This is a genomic window from Thalassospira sp. CH_XMU1448-2 (genome assembly GCF_037027285.1).
Taxonomy (GTDB): Bacteria; Pseudomonadota; Alphaproteobacteria; order Rhodospirillales; family Thalassospiraceae; genus Thalassospira; species Thalassospira profundimaris_C.
Genome location: NZ_JAYMEA010000001.1, coordinates 885,973 through 909,458, shown reverse-complemented (window position 1 = coordinate 909,458; position 23,486 = coordinate 885,973). Strand labels below are relative to the sequence as shown.

The window sequence follows — 23,486 nt, the reverse complement described above, 5'->3', positions numbered from 1 at the left end:
ATTACTCAGATGACAGGCTCCTAAGTGCGCTTTTTGCGCGTCGCCTGCCAGATCCCGAAGGCAATCAGAACAATCCCGCCCAGATGATACATATGCAATTCTTCACCAAGGAAGATGATTGCAAGCACGCTGGCAAAGACCGGCATCAAATACAGGAACACGCCGGCATTGGCCGGGCCAACAACCGAAACGCCCTTGTTCCAGAACAGATAGCCAAGGAATGCAGGACCGGCACCGATATAGAAGATCTTGAGCATGTCAGGCCATGCCGGATCAAGATGGGTAAAGAACGGTTCACCATCAACCACAAGCGACCAGACATAAAGCGGGGTCAGGAAACACAAACCGATCAGTGCAGAGATGAAAACAAGGCTGAGCGGATGCACCCCCTTGGGGGCGCGTTTGAGCAACATCGAATAGGCCGCCCATACCATGGCCGAAATCATTGCAAAGACATCGCCCGAGACAAAGTCCATCCGCGCAAAAACCGACAGATCGCCCTTGGCAATAATGGTTGCTGTCCCGGCCCCGGCGACAAGCACACCGACCCACTGCCCCAATTTGGGTTTGTCTGCACTCAGCACGGATGCAAACAGCAACACCCATACCGGTGTTGTCGCGTTCAGAAGACCGGTATTAACCGCTGTCGTATTATAGGCCGCCAGATAAATCACGACCGAAAACAGGAATACGCCCGTAAAGCCGATCAGGAACATCGACATCTTGTGCTGTGCCATCAGTCTGAGGTCACGGCCAAGATATTTGTAGCACACCGGAAACAGCATGACCGCCGCCACCACCCAGCGCCAGAATGAAAGTGCCTCGAACGGGACTGTTGCGTTCACGCCACGCGCAACAACATGGTTTGACCCCCACATCATTGCGCATGCGATCAGCATCAGATAGGCGACTGTCATCGGCGTCTGGTCACCGGCAGAGCCGGTTGTTACCGTCGTTGCATTACCCTGTGCCATCAGATACCTGCACCCATATTGATTTCGCCATATTCGCGGCGAACAAGATCCATCAGGTCATGCAGGGGTGGATCAACAATCCCCATTTCATCAAGATGCTGCACGGTATTTTCCAGATATTCAAGGTTGGGGCCAACTCTTCCATGTGCCGCCACAATGATCTCGACCGCTGTACGCACCGGAAGGTTCCCGGCATATTGCTGATGGGTCGGATCGGCTACATAGGTATGAGCAATCACTGTGCGACCGTCTTGGAGTTCGACTTCGACATCGGCCGGAATATAGGTGTTGGTGACAAGCTCGCGCTCATCAAGATAGGCCTTCACCGCATTCCAGTTGTCCGGCGCAATACAAAATGCATTGCCAACACATTCCCCACCGGAATTCAGCCCAAGAACAAGCCCCGGATTTTCCGGTGTGCCGCGATAATGGTGGGAATAAATACAGAATGACCGGTGATAACCGCGCAGAAGCGCGCGCGAGCGTTCCGTGAAGTCAAATCCCGGTCGCCATAACAATGATCCGTATCCAAACACCCATTTTTCGGTGGCGTCGCTCACCTTTTCCTCCGGTCGCGTTTCGTTGTGGTTTCTCGGGTTACGTGAAACTAGCGCTTCATGATCACCAATGCCACCCCAAGTGCCGCAATTCCAAACCCGGTAAAGCCAAGCATGCCAAGATGCTCGTCAAACAGAACCCATGCAAAGAAAGCAGCGGTTGGCGGCACCAGATAAAACATGCTGGCAACCCGGGTTGCTTCGCCCTGCTTGATCAGAACCATCAGCAACATGATCGCACCAATCGACAGAACAAGCACAAGCCATGCCATCGCCAGAATGAAATTCATGCTCCATTCAACGGTCAGATCATCCTTGAACAGGGCAACAACACCAACGAACGAGGCGGCAGCCATATACTGGATGACAGTGCCACTCATCAAATCCATGCCGGTGCAGAAACGCTTCTGATAAAGCGTCCCCGCCGTCATCCCGAACAGGGCCAGAACGGCAAGACCGATGCCCAGTGGCGTAATGCCGATCCCGTCGCCGATCTTGGGCAACAGAACAAGTGCAACACCGATCAGACCAAGAACAAGACCGCCCCACTGGCGCGCTGAAACCCGTTCGCCCAGAAGACTGCCGACAACCGATGCGGTTACAACCGGCTGCAGCCCGACAATCAGGGCCGCAAGGCCGGATGGTAAACCGGTATCAATTGCCCAGAACACACCACCAAGATAAATGCCGTGCACCAGCACGCCCGCGGTTGCAATGTGGGATGCCTCGCGCAGCGATTTTGGCCATTTGGCCTTCATCAGCATGACAACCGGCACCATCAGCACAATGACAATGGCAAATCGGACAAAAAGGAAAACAAACGGGTCGGCGTAAGGAAGGCCGAATTTCGCACCGACAAATCCCGTGCTCCAGAGAAACACAAAGACAAACGGCATGATCCGGCCGAACGCCGGATGATTGGTGGCAGACATGACTATCCCCTTTAACCGGCAGGCGGTGCTATTTGGGGCGCATCACCAACCGAATGACAGTCTGCGGGCCGCGGACCGTCGGTATCTTATTCTGTGGTCTTTTTCTTGCCCTTCTCATCGCTTTGGCGGCTTTCGCCCTCGGCAGAGAAGTTGGTGAAATACTGACCGGCATCAACGATCCCGCGGCGAATTTCGCGCGTCCGGGTAAACAGATCAAACAGCTTCTCGCCTTCGCCCCAGCGAATGGCGCGTTGCAACGCCATCAGGTCTTCCTGAAAACGGCCAAGCACTTCAAGAACGGCTTCACGGTTGTTCAGAAACACGTCACGCCACATGGTCGGATCGGATGCCGCAATACGGGTGAAGTCACGGAAACCGGTTGCCGAAAACTTGATGACTTCCTGACGCAGGGCATCTTCAAGATCGGTCGCAGTCCCGACAATGGTATAGGCAATCAGGTGCGGCAAATGTGACGTAATGCCAAGAATGCGGTCATGATGGTCTGCATCCATGCATTCGACATACATGCCACATGCTTCCCAAAGGGCTTTGACCTTTTCTTTGGCAGCGTCACTTTCTCCCGGGATCGGGGTCAGGATGCACCAGCGTTCTTCGAACAGCTCCGGAAAACCCGAGTCCGGACCGGAATGCTCGGTCCCTGCAAGGGGATGTCCCGGAACGAAATGGACACCCTCGTCAAGATGCGGAGCGATGTCACGAATGACTGATTGCTTGACGGATCCGACATCAGAAACAATCGCGCCCTTCTTCAATGCACCGGTAAGCTGTGCGCCAATGGTCTCGTTGGCACCAACCGGCGCACAGATCATCACCAGATCCGCATCACCAACCGCGTCCTTGATGTCGCAATAGGCCTCGTCGGCAATGCCAAGTTCAAGAACCCGGTCGCGGGTCGCTTCAGAGCGAACCGCACAGGTAATCTTGTTGGCAAGGCCGTCACGCTTGATGCGACGGGCCATGGACGAACCGATAAGGCCCATGCCGATAAAAGCGACAGTTTCAAACAACGGTTGGGATGCAGTTTTGGTCATTTTACTGGTTCACAAAGTCTTTGATGGTCTGAAGGCAGATTTCCATTTCTTCCTTCGTGCCGATGGATACACGAAGCATCTGCGACAAACCATAGGCACCGATTTTGCGCGGGATCACGCCACGGGCCATCATGAAATCATTTGCGGCATCGGCATCCTTGCCTTCAACCGTCGGGAATTCGATCATCACGAAGTTGCCGTAGCTCGGATGGGCCTTAAGACCGCTGATCGCATTGATTTCATCACGGAACCACGCAAGCGTTTCCGCGTTGTGACGGACGCACTCATTAACGAAATCATCGTCCTCAAGCGCCGCGACACCGGCTTCCTGGGTCGGAAGCGGTACGTTGAACGGGTTGCGCAAACGCTGAAGGACATCGGCGATTGCCGGCGGTGCATAGCACCAGCCAAGGCGAATGCCACCAAGACCATAAATCTTGGAGAATGTCCGGGTCATGACGGTGTTATTGCCAGCTTTTACAAGCTCTTCACCCGCGCTGTAATCTTCCTGACCGGTCATGAATTCGGCATAGGCCGCATCAACCACCAGAACGATGTCTTCGCGAAGACCGTCACGCAGACGCTTCATCTCGGCATCGGTGATATAGGTTCCGGTCGGGTTGTTCGGGTTGGCAACAAACACGATCTTGGTCTTGTCGGTTACCGCTGCCAGCAAGGCATCAACATCGGTGGTCATGTTGGTTTCCGGTGCCGTTACCGGCGTTGCGCCAACACCCATGGCGGCAATCGGATACATCAGGAAACCGTGCTGCGAATACAATACTTCATCACCCGGACCGGCATAGGCACGGATCAGAAGGGTCAGCAATTCATCAGAACCCGCACCACAGACGAGCTGGTCAAACTCAAGACCGTATTTCTCTGCCAGCTTATGACGCAGCAGATCACAGCCACCATCCGGATAGCGATGCAGACGGCTTGCCGTGTTGCGCAGGGCTTCCATTGCTTTGGGGCTTGGGCCAAGGGCACCTTCGTTAGACGACAGCTTGATCACGCGCTGATCACTGTCAGCACTGGATTTGCCGCCCTTGTAAGGCGCAATATCAAGAATACCGGGGCGTGGGGTGGGCGCAGACATAACGTTTATTCTCCCAGAGGAAGCAGCAGCCATGATCGGCCTGCCAAAAATTGTTAACTCAGTGCGTCTTCTGATATCGGCACCGCATAGGCGCCAACCACATGCAGACTTTCGGGTGCAAGTCCCCGTTCATCCAGTGTGGTCTGAAACGCATCAGCGCGATTACAAAAGAATCCCGGCACATCAACAAGAACAAAACGCCGATCTGCAATCGTATCGTCAGAAAAGCCAAGGATTGTCGCCCCGTCGATGCCATCCGCAATTTTTTTGCGCACTGTATCCATCGAGATTTCCTTGGACAGGCTGACCACGAACAGAGTCCGGTCATCACCGCTGTCCTCAAGATCGATTGCCGCCAGAACAAAGCCCTCGGTCTGTTCGCCGCGCCCGACAGGACGTCCGCCAAAGGGCAGTTTCGAGACGACCTTGACGGCGGTTTCGTCCGTCAGAAGCGTCCACCATGGCATCGGCTCGCCAAATTCGGGCTTCGGGAACACACCGACAGCTGCCCGTCCGTCTTCAAGCGCACCAAATGCTTCGCGCGGGGTGTCATATTCAATGATCTCGTTCAGGCAACCGAAATTCAGACGTGCAAGTTCCCAGCAATCCTGTCCATCTGCATTGCGACACAGGGCCACCGTATAAGGCGCTTCAAGACGGGTACCCGCAGCGATCATTTCACGCCATATCTGTATCAGTGCCGTTTTGGGAAACGCTCCATCGTGACGATCAACCAGCGTACGCATGATCCGGGCTTCACGGGCCGGACGATAAGGCACTTTGACTTTGCCACCGGCAGCAATCACCCGATCCTTATAGGCCCCGACAGCCTGGACAACTTTGGTGCGCCGAATGATCAGGGATTGCAGGGCCTGATCGATCTCGTCGATCTCGCCACGCAACCCGTCAAGGTCAAGATTTGCCAAATTTTCGTCGTTACACGCCATGATTCACTCTTTTGTAAAACGGCGCACAGTATTAGGACAGGGCCGCAGAAATGCAAAGAAAAGATTGACTAAACCGGGCCCGCTTCATAGCTAGAACAGGCGAATTTTCCGCAAACCGGGCAACAAATGCAAAAACACCAACCCGATTATGCGAAAAATCATGATTTAAAGGGAAACCAACGTCCATGAGCACCGCCGCCAACAAAGACAAGCGCCCGCCGCTTCCCGGCCATCACATGGTTCTGGGCGAGACGGACAAGCTGCGCCTTGATAGCGGCATTGAATTTGGTCCCTTTACACTGGCCTATCAAACCTATGGCGCATTGAATGCCGATAAATCGAACGCGATTCTGGTCTGCCATGCCCTGACGGGTGACCAGTATGTCGCCGATGACGTCCACCCGATCACGGGCAAGGAAGGCTGGTGGCGCGAGATTGTCGGCCCCGGCAAGATCATCGACACAGACAAGTATTTCGTCATCTGCAGCAATGTCATTGGCGGTTGCCTTGGCAGTACCGGCCCCAAGGACATCAATCCGGAAACCGGCAAACCCTGGGGGCTTGATTTCCCGGTGATTACGATTGCCGATATGGTGCGTGCCCAGACCATGCTGATTGATGCGCTTGGCATCGACACGCTGTTTGCGGTTATTGGCGGGTCGATGGGCGGCATGCAGGTTCTGGAATGGTGCAAAAGCTATCCGGAGCGCGTTTTTGCCGCAGCGCCGATTGCCACATCGTTCCGCCATTCGGCACAGAATATCGCCTTCCACGAAGTCGGACGTCAGGCTGTCATGGCCGATCCGGACTGGTGCGGGGGCAATTACCTGCTGGAAGGCAAGAAACCGGCGCGTGGTTTGGCGGTTGCGCGCATGACAGCACATATCACCTATCTGTCGCAACCCGCCCTGCATCGCAAATTTGGTCGCAAGCTTCAAAATCGCGGTGCGATCACCTATAGCTTTGATCATGATTTTCAGGTCGAAAGCTATTTGCGCCATCAGGGCAAAAGCTTTGTCGACCGGTTTGATGCCAACAGCTATCTCTATATCACGCGTGCGATGGACTATTTCGACCTGTCAATTGAACATGACGGACGATTGGCTGATGCTTTTACCGGCTGCAAGACGCGCTTTTGTATCATCTCGTTCTCAAGCGACTGGTGCTTTACCACCGCCGAAAGCAGAACCCTTGCCCATGCATTGAATGCGGCATCGTGTAATGTCAGTTGTGTCGAAATTGAAAGCGACAAGGGTCATGACGCCTTCCTGCTTGATGAACCCGATTTCCACATGGTTCTTGCCGGCTTCATCGAAGGTGCCGCCGAAAGCCGGGGGCTGAAATAATCATGAACCACGCCGTATCAAACGCCAACGCTGCCACGACACATAACGATCGCATTCGTGTTGACCTGCAATTGATTGCCGACATGGTTGAACCGGGAACCCGCGTTCTTGATATCGGGTGCAGTGACGGTGAACTGCTTGGCTATCTGACCCGGACAAAGAATGTCGATGGTCGCGGGTTGGAAATTTCAAACGAGGGCGTGCGCAATTGCGTTGCCCAGGGACTTCCCGTGATGCAGGGCGACGCCGACCGCGATCTTGGCGACTATCCGGACGGGGCATTTGACTATGCTATCCTTAGCCAGACATTGCAGGCGACCCACCGCCCCAAAGAAGTCCTGTCCGAACTTCTGCGCATCGGCAACAAGGCAATTGTGTCTTTCCCGAATTTCGGCCACTGGCGGGCACGGTTTGATCTGATGTTCCGAGGAAGAATGCCGCAGAACCCGAACCTTCCGATCATGTGGTATGAAACACCCAATATCCATTTTTGCACCGTGCGCGACTTTGTCGCCCTGTGTGCGGAAATGAATCTGAAGATCGAAAGATCGATGGTTCTCAATGAAAGCGGGTCTCGCGTTTCAATGGACAGTCATTCGGGCTTTGCCAATTTCTTTGGCAATCAGGCCCTGTTCATGCTGAGCAAGTGATGCTTGCCCGATAGCCATGCCGATCAACGCCGTGACGCAGGTTGCGGCGTTTTCTTTTGCCATCACAATCGCCGCCCATCCCCGTCTGATGATGATCACGCTTCATCGATGGGGACAGAAGATGTTTTGCACATTCAAACGCGTCATTCGGAACGGTGCCCTTATCACCGTGATCGGCCTGCTTGCCGCCTGCAGCCAAAAGGCCGAAACACTGAAACTTTCGGTCACTCAATTTGGAACTGCGACCGAAGCCGCCTTTGATGAATATGATGCGGCCTATAGCACGCAGTTTGCAGCCTTCCCGAAATCCGAAAACGCACAGCGCAGCGAATTCGTGAGCAATATGGCGGCCTTCACCGGGCAAGTCACGCCAGCCAATATCGATACGCTGCTTGACCCTGATGCAGTGAAAATCTCCCCGACCATTCAGGATGAATGGAACGCAACGCTTCGCCAACTGCGATCCCAGTATCAGCAATTCGTCGCCATTTTCGATAATATCGAGGCCGGTTCAGCGCTTGGTGCATCGGCCGTTACCCAATCAGGTCCCATACTGGAAAAGCTGCGCGCGCAACTGGCAACCATCACCGGCGATTTCGCCCGTAATCCGCCGAAATTCCTGACACGACGCAGTACCCTGATTGCCGAACTTAATACAATCCGCAAGGACGACGTGAACGAGCCCGAGGCACAAAACCTGTATTACCAGATTTGGTGGCAGAAATGGCGCGACCTGATCGCAGCCGAGAAAATCATGCAAACAGAAACCCTGCGCGAGTTTCTGACCGCCACCAAACTTGGCAACAGCTTGCAAGTCCAGATCGACAATTACGCAAAGCTTGACGTCGCAGCCCTTCTTGGTGCCGTCGAACAGGGCATCACCCTTGCCGATCATATTCACAAGTTAAGCCCGCAAGAACTGATCGCCGAGGGCACGGGTCTTGTCGAAACCGCAACGCAGTGAAACCGGGGGAACATCAAATGACAGATAATATCAGCACACTGATCACCACGGCCGAGCAGGCCTGTCAGCAGGCACTGATCACCTATCAATCAGCAAGCATCGATCAGAAGGTCGCGACCAAGCCAAAGCTTGATCAGGCAGCCGAACTGATCGTTACGCTGCAAGCCAAGCAGCTGCAGGGTGCGATTGTCGTGAGTGATCAGGATGTCGCAGACATGCAGGAGCTTCGCCAGAAGGTCAATGATGCCGCAACGCTTCAAACGGCACTCTCGTCATTGGTGTCGCTGCTGTTGAAATTTGTCTAGGCGTTCAGCGCAAACAGGCGCGAAGGATCAGTTCCACCGATCCGCATCGGCATCGTCAGATGCCTTGGCCTCAACCCATTTATCATCGCCGTCCGGCGTTTCTTCACGCTTCCAGAACGGCGCACGGGTTTTCAGAAAATCCATGATGAAGTCACAGGCTTCAAACGCCGCCCGACGATGCGCCGATAAAACAATCACCAGCACAATGCGTTCACCGGGCATCATTTTTCCGAACCGGTGGACAATGCGAATACCATCAAGCGGCCAGCGACGGGCGGCCTCGTCGGCGATCTTTTCAAGTTCGCGCTCGGTCATGCCCGGATAGTGATCCAGCGTCAGGCTTGATACCTGATCCCCGCCATGAATATCGCGCACCAGACCAACAAAGCTGACAGCAGCCCCGATATCGGTCCGGCCATCCGTCAGCGCAGAAAGTTCGGCGCCCGGATCGAAATCATGTTGTTGAACAGACACGCGTGACATGGCCATGGCCCTGATTTGCGAAGATTAATCTAGATGCTTGAGCCCGGTACGCAGATAGATATAGCCGGTCTGAACCGTCACAATCCCGGCGATCCACAGCAGCACATCACCAATCATGATCGACGGGATCATGTCAGGCGACGCATCCCCGACCAGAAGGAAACCGATCGCCAGAATCTGGGCGGTTGTTTTCCATTTCGCAAGCACCGTGACCGGAAGCGGCACTTTGAGTTCGGCCAGATGTTCGCGCAAACCCGAGACCATGATCTCGCGGCACATGATCACAACAGCTGGCAAAACAGCCAGACCGGCAATCCGTTCGAACGACACCATCATCATCAGGGCTGCGGCAACCAGAAGCTTGTCGGCAATCGGATCAAGAAAACGACCGAGAGGCGAAACCACATTCATGCTGCGCGCAAGATAACCGTCAAAGAAGTCCGTCACACCGGCAAAGGCAAACAGCACAAAGCCGATCCAGTTCCCAACCGGGCCGTCGATGTAAAAAGATGCCACCAATGCCGGGATCACAATGATGCGCGACAAAGTCAGCAGATTGGGAATCTGGGTTTTCATGGACGGGCCTGTTTGCGGGTATATGGTCGACAATTTCCACTAAGGGGTCTGTTTCAACCCCAAAGCCGCGCAATTATTAAAGCCTTGGGTCCGGAACGACAAGGGCCGTGTTCAATTGCCATAAAACTGAGACACGGCCCCTGGTCGATCACCTAGTCGGTGATCGCATCTTTGTTTTCACGTCCGATGCTCAGGACCTGATACAGAATGATCGCCGCCAATGTTGCCGTTCCAATCCCGCCAATGGCAAACCCGCCAAAGGTCACCGTAAAGTCGCCACCACCGAAAATCAGGGTAATGCCAACCGTAAAGAGATTGCGCGGATCAGAAAAATCAACCTGGTTATCGACCCAGAGACGCACCATTGCCGCAGCAATCAATCCGAAGACCGCAACACCGAGCCCCCCCAGGACCGGTCCCGGAATAGTGTGCAAAAGGGCCCCGAATTTGGGTGAGAAACCAAGCAGAATGGCGATTGCCGCGGCAATGACAAAAATCAGGGTCGAGAAAACACGCGTGACAGCCATAACCCCCATATTTTCAACATAGGTGGTCACACCTGTTCCACCGCCCGACCCGGCCAGCATGGTTGCCAGACCATCGCCAACAAAACCGCGACCGATATAACGATCCATATTCTGTTTGGTCATGCCCCCGATTGCCTTGATATGACCAAGGTTTTCCGCAACCAGAATGAAGGCCACCGGCGCAATCATGACCATGGCCGAACTTTCAAAACGCGGCGCAACAAAATCTGGCATGCCAAACCACGGGGCCTGTGACAGTTCGCTGAAATCGACTGCTGGCATCAGTCCGAGGCCATTCCCCAGAACCAGAACAAGCCCGTATCCGGCCAAAATACCGACCAGAATCGAAATGCGGCGCAAGGCAATCGGTGCATAGACCGAAACAAGCGCCACGGACAACAGGGTCAGAAGTGCGACCAGCATATGCATATTGTCGCCCGTGATGCCTTTAATCCCGACCGGTGCAAGGTTAAGGCCGATGGCCGCCCCGACTGCCCCTGTGACCGCAGGTGGCATCAGTCTTTCAACCCAGCCTGTTCCGGTTGCCATGACGATCAGGCCGATGACAACATAAAGCGCACCGGCTGCAATGATCCCGCCCAAAGCCCCGCCAATATCAGGGTTGGGCCCGGTTCCGGCATAGCCGGTCGCAGCAATTACCACTGCGATAAAAGCAAAGGACGAACCCAGATAACTCGGCACACGACCCGCAGTGCAGATAAAGAAAATCAGGGTTCCGATACCGGAAAACAGGATCGCCAGATTTGGATCAAACCCCATCAGAAGCGGACCGAGAATTGTCGCACCCGACATGGCAACAAGGTGCTGCAAGCCCATCGGGAACATCGCCCCCCACGGCAGGCGTTCATCAGGCATGACTGTAGAAGACCGGGTCAAAGACCAGGAAGGAAAGTATCGCATCTGTTTCCTTAATCTGAGATCGTTAATCGCACGAAGCGTGCTGTCGATGTGGCAATATGCACGCGGTATTACCCGGCTGCTGCCAAAAAGCAATATCTCCGCAGCAGGTTTTATTTATTTTCGTGGAAATGATCGTAAATCTTTCGCGCCAAAGCCGCACTGATGCCTTCGACCGCTTCCAGATCCGAAAGCCCGGCATCGGCAACACCGCGCGCTGATCCGAAATGATGCAACAGTGCCTTCTTGCGCGCACCCCCGACGCCCGGCACAGAATCCAGAACGCTTTTGCCAATCTGCTTGGCGCGCTTGGCGCGATGGGTGCCAATCGCCCAGCGATGCGCCTCGTCGCGCAGGCGCTGAATGAAATAAAGCACCGGGTCTTTCATATCGAGACGTACGGGGGCCTTGCCCGGAATATGCAGGACTTCCTTGCCGGCATTTCGATCAACGCCCTTGGCAACACCGACCAGCATGACATCTTCGATGCCAAGGTCTTCAAGCACCTCGCGTGCGACACCAAGCTGCCCAATCCCCCCGTCAATCAGGCACAAGTCCGGCCAGGTGCCGTTTTCGCGATCCGGGTCCTCTTTCTGGGCACGGGCAAAGCGTCGGGTCAGAACTTCGCGCATCATGGCAAAGTCATCGCCCGGTGCGATATCGCCCTTGATGTTGAATTTGCGATAGGCGTTTTTCATAAACCCTTCGGGTCCGGCGACAATCATGCCCCCGACCATATTGGTGCCCTGGGTGTGGGAGTTGTCGTAAACCTCGATCCGCTCGGGCGTACTTTCAAGATCAAGCTTGTCAGCAAGATCTTCAAGCAGCTTGCGCTGGGTCGCACTTTCGGCCATGCGGCGACCCAAGGCGTCCTTGGCATTGGTCATGGCGTGTTCGACCAGTTTGCGTTTGCCGCCCCGCTTGGGCACAAGAAGCTCGATCTTGCGGTTGTTATTGATGCCCAGCGCATTTTCGACCAGTTCCTGCCCTTCGATTTCGTGGGACAGGAAAATCTGTTTCGGGGCCGGTTTGTCGGCATAGAACTGCCCGACAAAGGCCGACAGGATTTCCGGGATTTCGGCGGACTGTTCATGACGCGGAAAATAGGACCGGTTGCCATAGTTCGATCCCGAGCGGAAGAAGAAGACCTGCACACAGCTTTGCCCGCCTTCCTGATGCAAGGCGATGACATCTGCCTCTTCAACCCCTTCGAGATTGATGTCCTGATGGGACCGGATCTGGCTAAGCGCGCGGATACGGTCGCGATACATCGCTGCCTGCTCGAACTCCATACGTTCGGAGGCCGCCATCATGTCGGCTTCAAGCTGCTTGAGAATTTTCTGACTGCGACCGGTCAGGAAATCGCGGCAGATATCAACAAGGCCGTCATATTCCGGCTTCGAGATACGATCAACGCACGGGGCGGCACAGCGTTTGATTTGATACAGCAAACAGGGGCGCGAGCGGTTTGAAAAAACCGCGTCCGTACAGGAGCGCAAAAGAAACGCGCGCTGCAGATGGTTGATCGTATTGTTTACCGCCCAGGCCGACGCAAAGGGACCAAAACAGCTGCCATCCTTGGCACGTGCGCCACGATGTTTAACGATACGCGGATAATCGTGATCCTCGGTGATCAGGATATAGGGAAAGCTTTTGTCATCGCGCAAAAGGATGTTGTAGCGCGGCTTGAGCTTTTTGATCAGGTTGGATTCAAGAAGAAGGGCTTCGGCCTCGGTATGGGTGGTGATGATTTCCATCCGGACCGTCTGGGCGACCATGCGCGCAATCCGGATAGGCAATTGCATGATCCGGGTATAGGCCACCACCCGTTTCTTGAGGTTCTTGGCCTTGCCGACATAAAGGACGCGATCCTTGTCATCAAGCATCCGGTATACGCCCGGGGCACCCGGCATGGTTTTAAGCGCATATTTGATTGCATCAACGCCGCGCGCCGCCCCGCCCTGGATTTTGTCGCCATCAAGGGACAACCCGATTTCCCGTTTCGGGGTCTCATCCCCGGTCGGGTTTTCGGAGGGAACTGGTGGCTTCATAAAGGCACTCCGCAATCACACAAATACATCCAAAGTTGTGACGGTCGTCACAATATGGCCGGGCCTTGGAACATACCTCAAAAGATTAACATCGCAACAGCGCGACAGGGAATCGCCCCGGAAAAAAGATGTCCACCAAGACTGTGGATAACTATGTGGGTAATAGGGGGGCTACTTCCTGCACCCCTTGAGAGTCTTAACGTTCTATGAAGTGCCCAAATATTGAGCAAAACAACTAAGTTATTGATTTATTTCACTAAAATTACTGTCAACCTGAAATCATTCGGTAATAGAGTCGTAAAAATCGAATATTTTCCTTTGAATCCCGCTCCCCAGATGCTTGTGCATAAGGACAGATGCGATTCGCCCCAAGGGAATCACAGAGTCCCTTGTCCTTACCGTCTGAAAAAGTAAATTTTTTGCTGGAAATCGGCGTTAATTAGCGCGCGATATTGTGCCGTTCGATTTCGACCCCGACAGCCGCGACGTCTTCAAAAACATCGAGCTTTTCAACCCGAACGATCACCTTGCGCACCCGTGGATCAGCAAGACACATATCCGCAAGTTTTTCCCCAAGAGTTTCCACAAGGTTCACATGGCCATCCTGACAAATACGTCGGGTGCCAACCACCAGATCCTCGTAACTCAGTACGGTTGTAATATCGTCATTCTGAACGCCGTCGCCTTCAAGCACGGCCAGATCAAGATTGATCCGCACGCGTTGCGGGGCTTCCTTTTCGTGATCATAAACCCCGATCGAGGTATGGATCACCATATCGCGGACAAAGACACGGCGCAGGTTGCCTGCCCGGTCTGCATGGGGCAGATCGGCAAATGGCAATGTCGTAATCTTGGCATCCTGTTTCAGGCCTGCGGTCATATTCCGGTCTTCCTTGTGCTGCTTTCGGGCATGGAAACTGTGTCCACTCCCTGCCCGTCCGGCCGATATCGGGCATCCACACCAGATATCATTCTATTGGCTTGTCATCTTTGCCACTGGGCGCCCAATCAAGATGCTGCCCGCCGTCAAGGGCTAACATTTGCCCGGTGATGGCGGGCGCGGCAAGGAAAAATCGAACCGCATCGCAAATCTCTTGCGGGTTTGTCCCGACTTGAAGGGGGGTTTTCGCGCATTGCTGATCGAAAACTTCCTGTGTTTGCCGACGACTAGGCAATGCCGGACCCGGTCCGATGCCATTAACACGAATTTTTGGCGCAAGTGCCAGTGCAAGCGTCTGGGTCAAGGTCCAAAGCCCGGCCTTGGACAGTGTATAGGTCATGAAATGCGGGTTCAGGTTCCAGACCCGTTGATCAAGAATATTGATGATCGCGCCCTGTGCATCGTCGGGAAGACGCCTGGCAAATTCCTGCGACAGCACAAATGGCGCACGCAGGTTGGCCTCCATATGAAGGTCCCAGCTTTCACGGGTCGCACTGTGCACGTCATCATATTCAAAGGTTGATGCATTATTGATCAGGACACCAACCGGACCGAGTGACGCCTGTGCTTCACGGACAACGCGATGGGTATCTTCCTCGCGGCCAAGATCAGCAGAGATGACACAGGCACGCTGACCAAGGGCACGGATTTCATCGGCAAGGGTTTCGGCATCCTTGCGCGAGTGGTGACAATGCAGCGCCACATCATACCCGTCTTTGGCAAGATCAAGCGTCAGCGCACGCCCGATCCGTTTTGCCGCCCCCGTAATCAAAACCGTTTTGGGCATCTGTGCGCTCATGGCTGTGCTGATCCCTTTATCGTCCCGTCATATTGTTCAAACTGGTGACCTATGCCGCGACAAGCTGGAAGACATAGACCAGATAGGCAATCACAAATGCAACACCGGTGATGCGCGAAATCTTGCGAAACGCATATGCAATCCCGATCAAACCAACCGTCACCGCCAGCATGATCCAGATATCGGAATTCAAGATTTGCTCCGGAACCGGGATTGGCGCAATCAGCGACACACCGCCAATGATCACCAGAAGGTTCAAAAGGTTGGACCCCAGCACGTTACCAAGCGCCACATCCGAATGCCCGCGGAATGCCGCCACAACAGATGCAGCAAGTTCGGGCAGAGACGTTCCGAATGCAACAAGCGTCAGGCCGATCACGGCTTCGGAAACGCCGAACTGACGCGCGACGGAAACACCACCGTCGACAAGCCATTCCGCCCCGAACATCAGGGCAACAATACCGACAACCGTCGCAATGATCGGTTTGAGCCAGCCAGTTGGAACCTCTCCGACTTCGTCAACTTCTTCTTCATGCAGTTGGCTGGCATCGCTTGGCATGTTCTTGTCATGCTTGTAGGTGAAGTACCAGATCGCCACCAGAACGCAGAGCATCAAAGCCCCTGCCCAGCGATCAATGGCGCCAAACATGCAAAGACCAATAAACAGAACAGTCCCAAGCAGCATCGCCCCGCCATCGCGGACCACGGTTACCCGGCTTGCCGCCACGGGCTTGAGAACAGCCACCGCACCAAGAATGAGCAATATATTGGCAATATTGGACCCGACCACGTTGCCCATCGCGATGTCGGCCGTTCCCTTAAGCGACGCATTCAGTGACACGACAAATTCCGGTGCGGACGTTCCGGCTGCAACGATTGTCAGCCCCACAATCACTTTTGACACGCCCAGCAACAGGGCAAGACCAACCGCACCACGAACGATAAACTCACCGCCAACGGTCAGAAGGACAAGACCCGCAATGATCTGAATGTAGGGAATGAACTGTTCCAAGATACGTTTGCTCTTATTGACTGTCGTTTACATTGGCCCGGATCAGGCCCGCGGAACATGGCATTTGACATCACGAATAGCAAGTGATCTGGCCATGACAATTGTCACACAATTTACTCGCCCGGCCCGGCGCGCCCTAGAGAAAACCTGTCACTGCTGCCTTGAAGCAGATCAATCCGGTACGGGTTAATTGCCGTTGAACCGGCAAATTTCCACAGGACTGTGTGTGCTATTTCAGTTATCCTGTTAATCTCGTTATTTTCAAATATTTATCTGCTTTGCCGGATTGATTCTGACCATGCATCACAGCGTCCTGTTCGAGCTGTTTCTGATCCTGACTGCGGCTGTGGTTGCCGTGCCTATTGCGCATCGCCTGCGCGCCAATTCGATCATCGGATTTCTGATTGGCGGCTTTTGTATCGGGCCGTTCGGTTTGGGTCTGATTACCGAACGCGAAGACATTTCGACCGTTGCCGAACTTGGTGTCGTGTTCCTGCTCTTCATGATCGGGCTTGAACTCTCACGCGAACGGTTGCGGGTCATTGGTGGCAGGTTTGCTGCCCTTGGCCTTTTTCAGATTCTGGTATCGATGGCAGCCATCATGGCTGTGCTGGCCCTGATTGATTTGCCGCTGGCTGCATCGCTTGTGATTGCAGGTGCGCTGGCTTTGTCCTCAACGGCAATCATCCTCAAACAGCTTTCTGATGACCGGCAATTAAATACGCGTTTTGGACGCGCAGCCCTGGCAATCCTTCTGGTACAGGATGTTGCGGTTGGTCCGTTCCTGATCATGGTTCAGGCGGCCGGTGATGCCGGAACAGAAACCAGCCCCTGGATCAGTATCCTTTCAGGCTTTGGCTCTGTCGCCTTGCTGCTGGTTGTCGGGCGGTATCTGTTGCCACGCCTCTTTCGCTATATCGCGTCTCTCAAGAACCCGGAACTGTTTGCGATTGGGACCCTGTTTGTCGTTCTCGCCGCCAGTACCCTGACCGAGCTTTCCGGGCTTTCAATGGCACTTGGTGCCTTTATCGCGGGCGTGATGCTCGCCGAAACGGAATTCCGTCATCAGATCGAAGCCGACATCGCGCCGTTTCGCGGTGTGTTCCTGTCGCTGTTTTTCATGTCGGTCGGCATGTCGGTCAATGCCAATGTCGTCTATGAGCAGTTTGGCAGCGTCATTTTGTGGCTGATCGGGCTGCTGATCATCAAGACGGCCGTTCTGTTTGTCCTGTCCCTTGCCATTCGGTTTGAACGCGGATCCGCACTTCGTGTTGCCATGAGCCTGGCGGCTGGTGGCGAGTTTGCCTTTGTGATGTTCTCTCTTGCAGCGCAAAACGGTGCGATCCCGCGTGATTTGGCGGCCATATTGATCCCGGTGGTCGCCATTTCCATGGCGCTCACCCCGACTTTGATTAACCTTGGGCACCGGATTGAAGAAAAGCTTCATCCCAAGGAAGACGACCAGCTTGGTCCGATTTCGGATGAAACAGACGGAATTCATCAACATGTTCTGGTGATTGGCAGTGGCCGTGTTGGTCGCGTTCTGGCGCGCCTTCTTAAAACCCGGAACATTCCCTTTATCGTTCTTGATAGCGACGCCCAACAGGTCTCACGGGGTCGTGCCGAGGGACTACCTGTCTTCTTTGCCGATGGATCACGCCCGGAAACATTCAGGGCAGCTCACACCGACGAGGCCCGCATTGCCGTTGTTGCCATGGGTAATCCGCATGCGACTGAAAAGACCGTTGCGCTTTTGCGGCAACATTATCCGCATCTGAAAATCTTTGCCCGTGCCCAGGACATCACCCATATCGGACCCCTGTCTCGTAGCGGTGCAGATGCGGCCATCCCTGAAGTACTTGAAACCGGCCTTCGGCTTTCGGATCACGTCTTGTCGGCCTGTGATGTGCCACAGGAAGATATCGACGCCGAAATCGCCAAGTTCCGCCGTGCCGACATGCTGTTGATGAACGAACTGGCCCCACGGACCCAGCGGAAAAAGGTTCCTGAGGCCCCCGTGGCAGCAGAACCGGCATCAGTTGCGGAAACCAAATCCAAAGCAGATGCCAGGTCGGAAAACAAACCCGAACCGGCATCACAGCCCCCGGCAAAGAAAACGGGAACGCGCAGGGTTGCCGCCAAGAAGACCCCGACGCGTAAAACACCGGTAAAGTCCGCAACGGCCAAGAAAACAACCTCGACAAGTTCAGGTCGGGCACGCAAGACAAAGCCCGAAAACGATCATTAAAGGCAAAACCCCCGCAGCCATTGGCAACGGGGGTTTTGTTTTTTCTGAAACCGGGTAGATGATCTTTGCTCAGATCAGAGATCAGGCAGCGGTTTCTGAATCCAGCGCATAACCGGCGGCACGAACCGTACGAATGATATCGCGGGTGCCTTTGACATCATTGAGCGCCTTGCGCAGACGACGGATATGAACGTCAACCGTGCGGGTTTCGACATAAATATTCGGTCCCCAAACAGCATTCAAAAGCTGCTCGCGGGAGAACACACGCCCCGGATGCTCAAGGAAATAGCGCAGAAGACGGAATTCGGTCGGGCCAAGATGGATGGCCTTGCCGTTGCGGCTGACACGGTGTGCTGCGAGATCCATTTCGATATCGGAATAGACCAACTGCCCTTGTGGTTGCGCCGGACCGGACCGACGCAGCAGCGCACGAATACGGGCAAGCAACTCGCCAATTGCGAACGGCTTGGTGACATAGTCGTCAGCACCGGTATCAAGACCACGGATACGATCGCCTTCTTCGCCACGTGCGGTCACCATGATGACCGGCAAATCGCGGCTTTCGGGCTTGCGACGGATCTGGCGGCAGACTTCAATCCCCGACATTACCGGCAACATCCAGTCCAGAAGGACAAGATCGACATGCGTTTCCGCAAGGATTTTCAACGCTTCGTCACCGTCACCGGCTTCGACTACCTGCATCCCCTCACGTTCGAGGTTGTAGCGCAACATGGTTACGATTGCAGCTTCGTCCTCGACGATAAGAACCGTTGGGTCCATCTTCCTATGCTCCAGTGTCACTCATTCGGTTCGACGACAGCAAAGTTCGCTGCATCATTTTTTGGCCGGTCAATTGCCGGCAGGTCTTCGCCTTTGATCCGGTAATAGATCGTCTCGGCGATATTGGTTGCATGATCGCCAATACGTTCGATGTTCTTGGCGATGAAAAGCATGTGGGTCGATGCCGTGATGTTGCGCGGATCTTCCATCATGTAGGTCAGCAATTCGCGGAACAGCGAATTGTACATATCGTCGACTTCCTGATCGCGGGCCCAGACACGCTCGGCCTTTTCGGCATCGCCTTCGATATAGGCATCCAGAACGTCCTTGATGATTTCCTGCGCCAGCTTGCCCATGTTCGGAATCACCTGAACCGGACGGATCGGCGGAATCTGGTTAAGAACCTGCGCGCGTTTGGCGATGTTTTTCGCCAGATCACCGATACGCTCCAGATCGTTTGACAGCTTGAGTGCGGTCACGACCTGACGCAGGTCATCTGCCATCGGCTGGCGCAAGGCCAGAAGACGCACGGCGAAATCCTGAACTTCCTGTTCGAGAATATCGATACGGTGATCCGACAGAATGACTTTTTCAGCCAGTTCGGAATCCCGTTTGACAATCGAACGGATCGCAGAGATCAGCTGACTTTCTGCAAGCCCGCCCATCTGCGAGATGATGTTGTTCAGACGGGTCAGTTCCTCGTCGAACGAACTTACGATATGTGTTTTGTCGTCAGCCATTTATGCGTGCTCCTCGTGTCGCTGCTTAACCGAAGCGACCGGTAATGTAACCCTTGGTGCGTTCGTCTTTCGGGTTGGTGAATATCTGATCTGTTTCACCAACCTCGACCAGCTTGCCAAGGTGGAAGAATGCGGTCCGCTGCGATACACGTGCAGCCTGCTGCATGGAGTGTGTCACGATCACGATGGTGTAGTTCGAACGCAGCTCGTCAATCAGCTCTTCGACCTTTGCCGTAGCAATCGGATCAAGTGCCGAGCACGGCTCATCCATCAGGATGACTTCAGGGCTGACCGCAACCGCACGCGCGATGCAAAGGCGTTGCTGCTGACCACCGGAAAGGCCGGTTGCCGGTGACTGCAGACGATCCTTGACTTCCTTGAGCAGGCCCGCACGTTCAAGCGAGGTCATGACGATTTCGTCAAGTTCGTCACGCGAATTGACCAGACCATGGATACGCGGTCCATAAGCCACGTTGTCATAGATCGATTTCGGGAACGGGTTCGGCTTCTGGAACACCATCCCGATACGTGCACGCAGCTGAACAACGTCGATGCGCTTGTCATAGATGTCACGACCATCAAGGGTCACTTCACCATTGATGGTGACACCATCAATGGTGTCATTCATGCGGTTCATGCACCGCAGGAAGGTTGACTTGCCACAGCCCGACGGACCGATCAGCGCGGTGACCTGGCGTTCAACGATATCAAGATTGACGTCAAACAGGGCCTGGTTATCGCTATAGAAAAGATTAAGGTCACGTGCCGTCATTTTCGGGCTTGAGACCGACGGCTCTGCCGTCATTGCGCTCTGGGATACAGCAGCCATTTTACCACTTCCGTTCAAATTTTTTGCGCAGATACACAGCCAATCCATTCATCAGGATCAGGAAGGCCAGCAAAACCATAATCGCAGCCGAGGTTTTCTCGACAAAGGCACGTTCCGGGCTGTCTGCCCACAGATAGATCTGGACCGGCAGAACCGTCGCCGGATCAAGTGCACCACCCGGAATGTCGACGATAAACGCCACCATACCAATCATCAGAAGCGGTGCCGTTTCACCAAGTGCCTGTGCCATACCAATGATGGTACCGGTCAGGATGCCGGGCATTGCCAGCGGCAGGACATGGTGTGTAACGGTCTGAACCGGTGATGCACCAAGACCAAGGGCCGCCTGACGGATCGATGGCGGAACCGCCTTGATCGCCGCACGCGATGCAATGATGATCGTTGGCAAGGTCATCAGGGCCAGCGTCAGACCACCAACAACCGGTGCCGAACGCGGCAGATGCATGACGTTCAGATAAACCTCAAGCCCCAGCAGACCGAACACGATCGACGGAACAGCTGCAAGGTTGTTGATATTGACCTCGACAATTGTCGTGAAGCGGTTTTTCGGTGCGAATTCTTCAAGATAAACCGCTGCAAGAACCCCGATCGGGAACGACAGGGCAAGCGTGACGAGCAACGTATAGAACGAACCGACCGCAGCCCCCCAGATACCGGCAAGTTCCGGTTCACGGGAATCCCCGCTGGTAAAGAAGCGGGCATGGAACTGCTTTTCAACAGCACCGGATGAAACCAGTGTGTTGTACCAGCTGATTTCCTTGTCATTCAGGCGACGGCTGCCTTCATCAACATCGGCATCGATATAGCCTTTGTTGAGCATGTCGAAATCATCGCCCGAAATCAGCCAGACCTTGCGCGTCTGACCAATCAGGTTCGGATTTGCCAGAACCCGTTCACGCAGATCATAGGATGCGCCACCCGAAACGACGTCATACAGGTCGCGCTTGTCGCGACGGCTGGTGACTTCCGGGAAGCGGTCACGCAATGCCTGTTTGATCAGACCATCGAAGTTGGCCTTGCCGATCACTGCGGGGTCGCCGGTACCTTGCGGATCGATTTCAGCCGGGTCGAAATGAATTTCAAGCTGAACATAGGTCTGGAAGAACGCACTATAGCCCTTCGAGCCAATAGAGAACCCCAGAACGAACAGGGCCAGAAGCGCAATACCGATTGCGCTTAGTCCATAAATCTTGAAACGGCGTTCAGCTGCGTAACGCTTTTTGATGTTCCGCGCGATCTTCGGACTATCCCAGTCAACGGGCTTGTGCATTTTATCCGAAATCACCTTTGCAGCGGCTCTGTCTTCCATGAGGGATGCCATATCAGTCATATTTCTCGCGATACTTCTGAACTACCTTAAGGGCAAATACGTTCAGGCCCAAGGTGACAAGGAAAAGAACCAGCCCCAACGCAAAGGCCGAGAGGGTTTTTGCACTGTCAAATTCCTGGTCACCGACCAGAAGCGTGACAATCTGGACAGTCACAGTGGTCACAGCCTGAAGCGGGTTCACAGTCATGTTCGCGGCAAGACCGGCTGCCATCACAACAATCATGGTTTCACCAATCGCACGTGAAACCGCCAGAAGAACCGCCCCGACAATCCCCGGAAGCGCCGCCGGGAAAATGACATGACGGATGGTTTCAGATTTGGTTGCGCCCAAACCATAAGACCCGTCACGCAATGATTGCGGCACCTGTGACATCACATCATCAGACAGCGACGATACGAACGGAATGATCATGACACCCATGACAAGGCCCGCTGCCAAGGCACTTTCCGAGCTGACATCAAGACCAAGGATCGCACCGTTATTGCGAAGGAACGGCGCAACGGTCAGGGCAGCAAAGAAGCCATAAACAACCGTCGGAACACCCGCGAGAATTTCAAGCGCCGGCTTGGCAACCGCACGGAATTTCGACGATGCATATTCGCCCATATAAATGGCAGAGAACAAACCGACCGGCACCGCAACGCACATGGCGATGATCGTGATCAGGAGTGTGCCGACAAAAAGCGGGATCGCGCCGAACGCACCGTCGGATGCAACCTGATCTGCACGGATCGCCGTTTGCGGGCTCCATTCCAGACCAAACAGGAAGTCAACCGGGTTGATCTTGCTAAAGAAGTGCAGGGCTTCGAACAGCAACGAGAAAACGATACCGACCGTCGACAGGATCGCAATCGCCGAGCAGGCAATCATCACCCAGCGGGAAATGCGTTCGACATTGTTACGTGCCCGCAAATCCGGCGAGATTTTACGATAGGAAAGCGACACCCCGATCGACGCACCGGTCAGCATCACAACGACCAGTGCCGCATTTGCAATCGACTGCAGATTTGCCAGACGATGCCCGGCATCGATGACTTCGGGTGAGACAGTCAGATGCTGGCCATTATCCGCTGCGATCAGTGAAATACTGTTCAGGGCAAGCGACAGCTGTCCGGAGTCACCGGTAATTTCAGAAGGCAGTTCGGCAATGATCATCGCTTCGATGATCGATCCCTGGAAGATATGCCAGACAAGCAGCAGCAACAATGCAGGCAGGCCGCACCACAGGGCCACATAGGTCCCGTAATGAGCCGGAAGAGAATGAAGATTGCTGTACCGTCCGCCCGAAAGGGCCACGGCCCGCTGGCGTCCGAAATAGAAGGACAATGCACAAAGTGCAGCAACCGCGAGCAACAGGAAAGACAGGGACATTACGTTAAATCCGTTTGCCAGATGAACCTGTAGG

23 protein-coding genes are annotated in these 23,486 nt (G+C 54.4%); 5 read left to right on the top strand and 18 right to left on the bottom strand.

Translation table 11 applies throughout. The features are described 5' to 3' along the window. Positions 1-20: 20 nt before the first annotated feature. From WA318_RS04110 to WA318_RS04085, 6 genes are all read right to left on the bottom strand, one after another. Positions 21-974 (bottom strand): DMT family transporter, encoded by a 954-nt coding sequence (locus WA318_RS04110; RefSeq protein ID WP_336080075.1) that lies wholly within the window; start codon positions 972-974, stop codon positions 21-23. Beyond that, a complete protein-coding gene (locus tag WA318_RS04105) occupies positions 974-1,534 on the bottom strand; it encodes a gamma-glutamylcyclotransferase (RefSeq protein WP_336080074.1) in 561 nt (186 codons plus the stop codon). The genes WA318_RS04110 and WA318_RS04105 overlap by 1 nt, the downstream gene beginning before the upstream one ends. Positions 1,535-1,581: 47 nt before the next feature. Next, positions 1,582-2,463: a DMT family transporter gene (locus tag WA318_RS04100; protein ID WP_336080073.1), complete on the bottom strand. Its 882-nt coding sequence runs from the start codon at positions 2,461-2,463 to the stop codon at positions 1,582-1,584. 86 nt (positions 2,464-2,549) lie between these two features. Then, positions 2,550-3,515 (bottom strand): prephenate/arogenate dehydrogenase family protein, encoded by a 966-nt coding sequence (locus WA318_RS04095; protein WP_114096777.1) that lies wholly within the window; start codon positions 3,513-3,515, stop codon positions 2,550-2,552. Between the two features lies 1 nt (position 3,516). Then, positions 3,517-4,614 (bottom strand): histidinol-phosphate transaminase, encoded by a 1,098-nt coding sequence (gene hisC, locus WA318_RS04090; protein WP_114096776.1) that lies wholly within the window; start codon positions 4,612-4,614, stop codon positions 3,517-3,519. 53 nt (positions 4,615-4,667) lie between these two features. Further along, positions 4,668-5,561, bottom strand: a complete 894-nt coding sequence (locus WA318_RS04085; protein ID WP_114096775.1) for a chorismate mutase — start codon at positions 5,559-5,561, stop codon at positions 4,668-4,670. 185 nt (positions 5,562-5,746) lie between these two features. On the opposite strand from WA318_RS04085, the gene metX reads away from it, so the two are divergent. Genes metX through WA318_RS04065 form a run of 4 tightly spaced genes read left to right on the top strand, consistent with a single transcriptional unit; the run spans position 5,747 to position 8,826 of the window. Further along, positions 5,747-6,907: a homoserine O-acetyltransferase MetX gene (gene metX, locus WA318_RS04080; protein ID WP_114096774.1), complete on the top strand. Its 1,161-nt coding sequence runs from the start codon at positions 5,747-5,749 to the stop codon at positions 6,905-6,907. Positions 6,908-6,909: 2 nt separating this feature from the next. Further along, on the top strand, positions 6,910-7,557 hold the full coding sequence (gene metW / locus WA318_RS04075; protein ID WP_336080072.1) for a methionine biosynthesis protein MetW: 648 nt from the start codon (positions 6,910-6,912) through the stop codon (positions 7,555-7,557). A 16-nt stretch (positions 7,558-7,573) separates the two neighbouring features. Continuing rightward, positions 7,574-8,521 (top strand): hypothetical protein, encoded by a 948-nt coding sequence (locus tag WA318_RS04070; RefSeq protein ID WP_336080071.1) that lies wholly within the window; start codon positions 7,574-7,576, stop codon positions 8,519-8,521. A gap of 17 nt (positions 8,522-8,538) precedes the next feature. Beyond that, on the top strand, positions 8,539-8,826 hold the full coding sequence (locus WA318_RS04065) for a hypothetical protein (protein ID WP_114096772.1): 288 nt from the start codon (positions 8,539-8,541) through the stop codon (positions 8,824-8,826). A 27-nt stretch (positions 8,827-8,853) separates the two neighbouring features. On the opposite strand, the gene moaE is transcribed toward WA318_RS04065, so the two are convergent. The 7 genes from moaE to WA318_RS04030 form a co-directional block, all read right to left on the bottom strand. Then, complete coding sequence (gene moaE / locus WA318_RS04060; protein ID WP_336080070.1) at positions 8,854-9,309, bottom strand: molybdopterin synthase catalytic subunit MoaE; 456 nt, start codon at positions 9,307-9,309, stop codon at positions 8,854-8,856. Positions 9,310-9,333: 24 nt separating this feature from the next. Then, on the bottom strand, positions 9,334-9,885 hold the full coding sequence (gene pgsA / locus WA318_RS04055) for a CDP-diacylglycerol--glycerol-3-phosphate 3-phosphatidyltransferase (RefSeq protein WP_114096771.1): 552 nt from the start codon (positions 9,883-9,885) through the stop codon (positions 9,334-9,336). A 152-nt stretch (positions 9,886-10,037) separates the two neighbouring features. Beyond that, positions 10,038-11,288: a uracil-xanthine permease family protein gene (locus WA318_RS04050; RefSeq protein WP_336080069.1), complete on the bottom strand. Its 1,251-nt coding sequence runs from the start codon at positions 11,286-11,288 to the stop codon at positions 10,038-10,040. A gap of 155 nt (positions 11,289-11,443) precedes the next feature. Continuing rightward, positions 11,444-13,381 carry an excinuclease ABC subunit UvrC gene (gene uvrC / locus WA318_RS04045; RefSeq protein WP_443082632.1) on the bottom strand — a complete coding sequence of 646 codons (1,938 nt, stop codon included), beginning with the start codon at positions 13,379-13,381 and terminating at the stop codon, positions 11,444-11,446. A gap of 439 nt (positions 13,382-13,820) precedes the next feature. Then, positions 13,821-14,261, bottom strand: a complete 441-nt coding sequence (gene folB, locus WA318_RS04040; RefSeq protein WP_114096768.1) for a dihydroneopterin aldolase — start codon at positions 14,259-14,261, stop codon at positions 13,821-13,823. An 88-nt stretch (positions 14,262-14,349) separates the two neighbouring features. Further along, positions 14,350-15,120, bottom strand: a complete 771-nt coding sequence (locus tag WA318_RS04035) for an SDR family oxidoreductase (RefSeq protein ID WP_258548600.1) — start codon at positions 15,118-15,120, stop codon at positions 14,350-14,352. A 49-nt stretch (positions 15,121-15,169) separates the two neighbouring features. Next, positions 15,170-16,132 (bottom strand): calcium/sodium antiporter, encoded by a 963-nt coding sequence (locus tag WA318_RS04030; protein WP_336080068.1) that lies wholly within the window; start codon positions 16,130-16,132, stop codon positions 15,170-15,172. A 298-nt stretch (positions 16,133-16,430) separates the two neighbouring features. On the opposite strand from WA318_RS04030, the gene WA318_RS04025 reads away from it, so the two are divergent. Beyond that, positions 16,431-18,380 carry a cation:proton antiporter domain-containing protein gene (locus WA318_RS04025; RefSeq protein WP_336080067.1) on the top strand — a complete coding sequence of 650 codons (1,950 nt, stop codon included), beginning with the start codon at positions 16,431-16,433 and terminating at the stop codon, positions 18,378-18,380. Between the two features lie 81 nt (positions 18,381-18,461). Here the strand turns inward: WA318_RS04025 and phoB are convergent, their stop codons facing one another. From phoB to pstC, 5 genes are read right to left on the bottom strand one after another with little or no spacing between them, the layout of a single operon-like run. Further along, the gene (gene phoB / locus WA318_RS04020) at positions 18,462-19,160 is read right to left on the bottom strand and encodes a phosphate regulon transcriptional regulator PhoB (protein ID WP_101245355.1); all 699 of its coding nucleotides are present in this window, start codon (positions 19,158-19,160) and stop codon (positions 18,462-18,464) included. Positions 19,161-19,177: 17 nt separating this feature from the next. Continuing rightward, positions 19,178-19,900 (bottom strand): phosphate signaling complex protein PhoU, encoded by a 723-nt coding sequence (gene phoU, locus WA318_RS04015; protein ID WP_114096766.1) that lies wholly within the window; start codon positions 19,898-19,900, stop codon positions 19,178-19,180. 25 nt (positions 19,901-19,925) lie between these two features. Then, positions 19,926-20,729, bottom strand: coding sequence for a phosphate ABC transporter ATP-binding protein PstB (gene pstB / locus WA318_RS04010; RefSeq protein WP_114096765.1), 804 nt, complete (start codon positions 20,727-20,729; stop codon positions 19,926-19,928). A 1-nt stretch (position 20,730) separates the two neighbouring features. Further along, on the bottom strand, positions 20,731-22,020 hold the full coding sequence (pstA, locus tag WA318_RS04005; RefSeq protein ID WP_336080066.1) for a phosphate ABC transporter permease PstA: 1,290 nt from the start codon (positions 22,018-22,020) through the stop codon (positions 20,731-20,733). A 52-nt stretch (positions 22,021-22,072) separates the two neighbouring features. Continuing rightward, positions 22,073-23,452 (bottom strand): phosphate ABC transporter permease subunit PstC, encoded by a 1,380-nt coding sequence (gene pstC, locus WA318_RS04000; RefSeq protein WP_114096763.1) that lies wholly within the window; start codon positions 23,450-23,452, stop codon positions 22,073-22,075. Positions 23,453-23,486 lie beyond the last annotated feature (34 nt).